The sequence below is a fragment of the Streptomyces sp. PsTaAH-124 genome (genome assembly GCF_000373685.1).
GTDB lineage: Bacteria > Actinomycetota > Actinomycetes > Streptomycetales > Streptomycetaceae > Streptomyces > Streptomyces andamanensis.
The window spans coordinates 99,657-106,541 of sequence record NZ_KB892176.1 but is presented as its reverse complement, the minus strand read 5'-3'; the positions used below and the strand labels follow the sequence as shown (position 1 = coordinate 106,541).

Below are 6,885 nucleotides of genomic sequence, written 5' to 3'. Positions count from 1 at the left end.
CTGTCGGCGGCGTTGACGCCGGAGGTGGACGCGGTCCTGGCCCGCCATCCCCTGCGCGACCTGGTCACCGCCTCCGCACCCCTCCCGCTCCAGGTCGAACGCGAACGCGCCCTCTACAGCGCCTGGTACGAGTTCTTCCCCCGCTCCGAAGGCACCCCCGACCAGCCCCACGGCACCCTGCGCACCGCCGAACGCCGCCTGCCCGCCATCGCCGCCATGGGCTTCGACGTCGTCTACCTCCCCCCCATCCACCCCATCGGCACCACCCACCGCAAAGGCCCCGACAACACCCTCACCGCCGCACCCGACGACGTCGGCGTCCCCTGGGCCATCGGCTCACCCGAAGGCGGCCACGACACCGTCCACCCCCGCCTGGGCACCCTCGACGACTTCGACCACTTCACCGCCCGAGCCCACGAACTCGGCCTCGAAATCGCCCTCGACCTCGCCCTCCAGTGCTCCCCCGACCACCCCTGGATCCACAAACACCCCCAGTGGTTCCACCACCGCCCCGACGGCACCATCGCCCACGCCGAGAACCCCCCCAAGAAATACCAGGACATCCACCCCCTGGCCTTCGACACCGACATGGACGGCCTCGTCACCGAGACCCTCCGCATCATCCGCCACTGGATGCACCACGGCGTCCGCATCTTCCGCGTCGACAACCCCCACACCAAACCCGTCGTCTTCTGGGAACGCGTCATCACCGGCATCAACACCACCGACCCCGACGTCATCTTCCTCGCCGAGGCCTTCACCCGCCCCGCGATGATGCACACCCTCGCCCAGACCGGCTTCCAGCAGTCCTACACCTACTTCACCTGGCGCACCACGAAACAGGAACTCACCGACTACATGACGGAACTGTCGGGCGAGGCGGCCGCCTACATGCGGCCCAACCTCTTCCCCAACACCCCCGACATCCTCCACGCCTACCTCCAGCACGGCGGCCGCCCCGCCTTCGAGGTCCGCGCCGTCCTCGCCGCCACCCTCTCCCCCTCCTGGGGCATCTACAGCGGCTACGAACTCTGCGAGAACACCCCCCTCACAGAGGGCGGCGAGGAATACCTCCACTCCGAGAAATACCAGCTCAGACCACGCGACTGGGCCACCGCCGAACGCGAGGGCCGCACCATCACCCCCCTCATCACCCGCCTCAACGACATCCGGCGCCGCAGTCCGGCCCTGCACCAGCTGCGCGACCTGCACTTCCACCACGCGGACAAGGACGAGGTGATCGCCTACTCCAAGCGGAGCGGATCGAACACGGTTCTGGTCGTCGCCAACCTCGATCCGCACCACACCCAGGAGGCCACGGTCTCGTTGGACATGCCGCAACTCGGCCTGGAATGGCACGAGTCGGTGCCGGTGCGCGACGAGCTGACCGGCGAGACCTATCACTGGGGCAGGGCCAACTATGTGCGACTGGAGCCGGGGCATCGGCCCGCGCACGTCCTCACCGTCCTGCGACCGTCCACCCCGCAGATCGGAGGGTCACCCACAACATGATCGTCAACGAGCCCGTTCCGGACACCTTCGAGGACACTCCTGCCCAGGACCGCGACCCGGAGTGGTTCAAGCGTGCCGTCTTCTACGAGGTCCTGGTCCGCTCCTTCCAGGACAGCAACGGTGACGGCATCGGCGACCTGAAGGGCCTGACCGCCAAACTGGACTATCTCCAGTGGCTCGGCGTGGACTGCCTCTGGCTCCCGCCGTTCTTCAAGTCACCGCTCAGAGACGGCGGTTACGACGTCTCCGACTACACCGCCGTCCTCCCCGACTTCGGCGACCTCGCCGACTTCGTCGAGTTCGTCGACGCCGCCCACCAGCGCGGCATGCGCGTCATCATCGACTTCGTCATGAACCACACCAGCGACCAGCACCCCTGGTTCCAGGAGTCCAGAAGGGATCCCGACGGACCGTACGGCGACTACTACGTCTGGGCCGACGACGACAAGCAGTACCAGGGCGCCCGCATCATCTTCGTGGACACCGAGGCGTCCAACTGGACGTACGACCCGGTACGCAAGCAGTACTACTGGCACCGCTTCTTCTCGCATCAGCCGGATCTGAACTACGAGAACCCGGCCGTGCAGGAGGAGATGATCTCGGCGCTGAAGTTCTGGCTGGATCTCGGCATCGACGGGTTCCGCCTCGACGCGGTGCCGTACCTGTACCAGCGGGAGGGCACCAACTGCGAGAACCTCCCGGCCACGCACGCCTTCCTCAAGCGGGTGCGCAAGGAGATCGACAGCCAGTACCCGGACACGGTGCTGCTGGCCGAGGCGAACCAGTGGCCGGAGGACGTCGTCGACTACTTCGGTGACTACAGCGCGGGCGGCGACGAGTGCCACATGGCGTTCCACTTCCCCGTGATGCCGAGGATCTTCATGGCGGTGCGGCGCGAGAGCCGCTACCCGGTCTCGGAGATCCTGGCGAAGACCCCGGCGATCCCCGCGCACTGCCAGTGGGGCATCTTCCTGCGCAACCACGACGAACTGACCCTGGAGATGGTCACCGACGAGGAACGCGACTACATGTGGGCCGAGTACGCCAAGGACCCCCGCATGCGCGCCAACATCGGCATCCGCCGCCGCCTCGCCCCCCTCCTGGACAACGACCGCAACCAGATCGAACTCTTCACCGCCCTGCTCCTGTCCCTGCCCGGCAGCCCGATCCTCTACTACGGCGACGAGATCGGCATGGGCGACAACATCTGGCTCGGCGACCGCGACGCCGTACGCACCCCCATGCAATGGACCCCCGACCGCAACGCCGGCTTCTCCTCCAGCGACCCCGGCCGCCTCTACCTCCCCACGATCATGGACCCCGTCTACGGCTACCAGGTCACCAACGTCGAGGCATCCATGTCCTCCCCCTCCTCGCTGCTGCACTGGACCCGCCGCATGATCGAGATCCGCAAGCAGAACCCCGCCTTCGGACTCGGCACCTACACCGAACTCACCTCCTCCAACCCCGCCGTCCTCGCCTTCCTCCGCGAATATGACGACGACCTCGTGCTGTGCGTGCACAACTTCTCCCGCTTCGCCCAGCCCACCGAACTGGATCTCAGCGCCTACGACGGACGGCACCCGGTGGAACTGATCGGCGGGGTCCGCTTCCCCGCCATCGGTGAACTCCCCTATCTGCTGACCCTGGCGGGACACGGCTTCTACTGGTTCCGGCTCAGCAGAGCCGCATCCCGGATCGGCCGACGAGTCTGACCGTGGCCGAGACGAAAGGAGGCGTGACCATGACGAAGACCGCATCCCTCCAGCCGAGCAGCGCGGGCGTCGCCGACCCCATGGCCTCGCTCGGGTCGCTGCTGCGCGAATGGCTGCCCGGCCAGCGCTGGTTCGCGGGCAAGGACCGGCCCGTCACCGACCTCAGGCTGCTGTCGATGACGGAGCTGTTCCCGGGATGTCTGCATCTGCTGGTCCACGCCGAACACGCGGGCGTCGGCGCCGGGAGCGGAGGCGTCCCCGCCCCGGCCGGCATCACCGCACCGCCGCCCGCCGACTGCTACCAACTGCTGCTCGGCGTACGGCGGGAGCTGTCCCCGCGGCTGCACCGCGCCTTCATCGGCCGGCCCGCGCAGGGGCCGCTGGCCGGACTCGCGGTCTACGACGCCCTGTGCGACCCGCGCTCCGCGCAACTGCTCCTGGAGCGGCTGCGCCACCCGGGCAGCGCGGGCCCGCTGCGCTTCGAGGCCGATCCGTCCGCGCTCATCCCGGGCGGTCTCGCCCCCCGGCTGCTGGACGCGGAGCAGTCCAACTCCTCCATCGTGTACGGCGACGAGTTCATCCTGAAGGTCTTCCGCCGGATCCAGGCCGGGGTCAACCCGGACCTGGAGGTGCCGTGGGCGCTGGCCCGGCAGGGGTGCGGCCGGGTGCCCGCACCCGTGGCCTGGCTGCGCACCAACCAGCCGGAGGAGGCCACGCTCGGGGTGCTCCAGCCGTTCCTGCCCGACGCGGCCGACGGCTGGACCCTGGCCCTGCGGGCGCTCGCCGCCGGCGACGACTTCACCCCCCAGGCGCACCAGTTGGGGCAGGCCACGGCCGAGGTGCACCTGGCGCTGGCCGACGCCTTCCCGACCGGCGGCCACCGGGAGGTCGCCCGCACGGCGGTGGCGATGACCGAGCGGCTGGACGCGGCGGCGCACAGCGTGCCCGCGCTCCGGCCGTACGCCGCCCGGCTGCGCACCGCGTTCGCCGCGCTGGCCAGTTGCGACGCGGGCCCGCCCGCCCAGCGGGTGCACGGCGATCTGCATCTGGGCCAGGTGCTGCGGGCCGGACGCGAATGGTTCGTGATCGACTTCGAGGGCGAGCCGTCCCGTCCGCTCGCCGAGCGCCGTGTCCCCGAGTCCCCGGTGCGGGACGTGGCGGGCATGCTGCGCTCCTTCGACTACGCCGCCCGCCAGCGCCGCCCCTGGCGCCCGGAGTGGGCGCGCCGCTGCCGGGAGGCGTACTGCGCCGGCTACGCCTCCCGGGCCGGCTGGGACCCCCGCAAGAAACACGCCCTGCTGCGGGCCTACGAGACGGACCGTGCCGTGTACGAAGTGCTGTACGAGGCCCGGCACCGTCCCGACTGGCTCGCGGTACCGATGGCGGCGATCGAACGTCTCGCCGTGAGAGGAGGCTGAACCGGTGGCACTGCGCGACACGTCACTGCCCGAGCCGTCCGGTCCCGTCCCGCCCCCGGCGGAACGGACCGCGGCGGCGCCGCCCCTGGACCCGGGCGAGCGTGAGCGCCTGCTGTCCGGGGCGCACCACGATCCGCACGCGCTGCTCGGCGCGCATCCGGTACCGGGCGGGACCGCCGTCCGGGCGCTGCGCCCGTTCGCCCGCGCGGTGAGCGTACTGACCGGAGGAGAACGCGTCCCGCTCTTCTCCGAGGGGGACGGGCTGTTCTCGGCCGTCCTGCCGGGCGCCCGGGTCCCCGAGTACACGCTGCTCGTCGAGTACGAGCAGGGGGAGCACGAGGTCCACGACCCGTACCGCTTCCTGCCCGCGCTCGGCGAGCTGGACCTGCATCTGATCCGGGAGGGGCGGCACGAGCAGCTGTGGCGGGCGCTCGGCGCCGAGCCGATGACCCACCAGGGCGTCGAGGGCACCCGGTTCACGGTGTGGGCGCCCAACGCGCGCGGGGTGCGGGTCGCCGGGGACTTCACGCACTGGGACGGCACCGCGTTCCCGATGCGCTCGCTGGGCGCGGCGGGCGTGTGGGAGCTGTTCCTGCCGGGTGTCGGCGAGGGCGCGCGGTACAAGTTCGAGATCACCTCGCAGTACGGCGGCCGGTTCCTGAAGGCCGACCCGATGGCACGGCGCACCGAGGTCCCGCCGGACACCGCCTCGGTCGTGACGGCCGCGCACTACGAGTGGGGCGACGCCGGGTGGATGGCGCACCGCGGGGACACGCCCGTGCACGAGGCGCCGCTGTCCGTGTACGAGGTGCACCTGCCGTCCTGGCGCAAGGGCCTGACCTACCGCGAGCTGGCCGAGGAACTGCCCGCGTACGTCAAGGACCTGGGCTTCACCCATGTGGAGCTGATGCCGGTCGCCGAGCATCCCTTCGGCGGCTCCTGGGGCTACCAGGTGACGTCGTACTACGCGCCGACCTCGCGGCTGGGCTCACCGGACGACTTCCGGTACTTCGTCGACGCCTGCCACCGGGCCGGGGTCGGCGTGATCATGGACTGGGTGCCGGCGCACTTCCCGAAGGACGACTGGGCGCTGGCCCGCTTCGACGGGGACCCGCTGTACGAGCCGGGGAACGCGCAGCGCGCCGAGCATCCGGACTGGGGCACCTACGAGTTCGACTTCGCCCGTACCGAGGTGCGCAACTTCCTGGTGGCGAACGCCGTCTACTGGTGCGAGGAGTTCCACATCGACGGGCTGCGGGTGGACGCGGTCGCCTCGATGCTCTACCTCGACTACTCGCGCGACTCCGGGCAGTGGACGCCCAACCAGTACGGCGGGCGCGAGGATCTGGACGCGATGGCGTTCCTCCAGGAGATGAACGCCACGGTGTACCGGCGGGCGCCGGGTGTGGTGACCATCGCCGAGGAGTCCACCGCCTGGGGCGGGGTGACCGCGCCGACCGACCGCGGCGGGCTCGGGTTCGGGCTGAAGTGGAACATGGGCTGGATGCACGACTCGCTCCAGTACATGAGCAAGGAGCCGGTGCACCGCAAGTACCACCACCACGAGATGACGTTCTCGATGGTGTACGCCTACAGCGAGAACTACGTGCTGCCCATCTCGCACGACGAGGTGGTGCACGGCAAGCGGGCCCTGGTGTCGAAGATGCCGGGCGACTGGTGGCGGCGCCGGGCGGACCACCGGGCGTACCTCGGCTTCATGTGGGCCCACCCCGGCAAGCAACTGCTTTTCATGGGCCAGGAGTTCGCGCAGGGCGGGGAGTTCTCCGAGGAGCACGGGCCCGAGTGGTGGCTGCTGGAGGAGGGCAACTGCTCGGCGGGCGACCACCGCGGGGTGCGGGACCTGGTGCGGGACCTCAACACGGTGTACCGGGACACCCCGGCGCTGTGGCAGTGCGACACCCGCCCCGAGGGGTTCCGCTGGGTCGCCGTGGACGCCGCCGACGACAACGTCTTCGCGTTCCTGCGCCTGGACGCGGCGGGCACTCCGCTGCTGGCGGTGTCGAACTTCTCGCCCGTGGTCCGCGAGGGGTACCGCCTGCACGTGGGCGGTGACGTCACCGCCTGGTCGGAGGTGCTGAACACGGACGCGGTGCGCTACGGCGGCAGCGGCGTCACCGCACCGGAGCCGGTCGGGACCGAGGACGGACACATCCGTCTCACCCTGCCGCCGCTGGCCACGCTCTGGCTGGCGCCGCACCCCGGCTGAGCCGTCCGGCCGG

4 protein-coding genes are annotated in these 6,885 nt (G+C 70.4%); all 4 read left to right on the top strand.

The genetic code is table 11. From position 1 onward, the window contains the following. On the top strand, positions 1-1,512 hold a 1,512-nt coding region (locus B086_RS0121850; RefSeq protein WP_018568560.1), incomplete at its 5' end, for an alpha-1,4-glucan--maltose-1-phosphate maltosyltransferase. Further along, entirely contained in the window at positions 1,509-3,227 is a 1,719-nt protein-coding gene (treS, locus tag B086_RS0121845) for a maltose alpha-D-glucosyltransferase (protein WP_018568559.1), read from the top strand. The genes B086_RS0121850 and treS, both read left to right, overlap by 4 nt. A 29-nt stretch (positions 3,228-3,256) precedes the next feature. Then, positions 3,257-4,645 (top strand): maltokinase N-terminal cap-like domain-containing protein, encoded by a 1,389-nt coding sequence (locus tag B086_RS0121840; protein ID WP_018568558.1) that lies wholly within the window; start codon positions 3,257-3,259, stop codon positions 4,643-4,645. A 4-nt stretch (positions 4,646-4,649) separates the two neighbouring features. After that, the gene (glgB, locus tag B086_RS0121835; RefSeq protein ID WP_018568557.1) at positions 4,650-6,872 is read left to right on the top strand and encodes a 1,4-alpha-glucan branching enzyme; all 2,223 of its coding nucleotides are present in this window, start codon (positions 4,650-4,652) and stop codon (positions 6,870-6,872) included. The last annotated feature ends 13 nt before the right edge of the window (positions 6,873-6,885 follow it).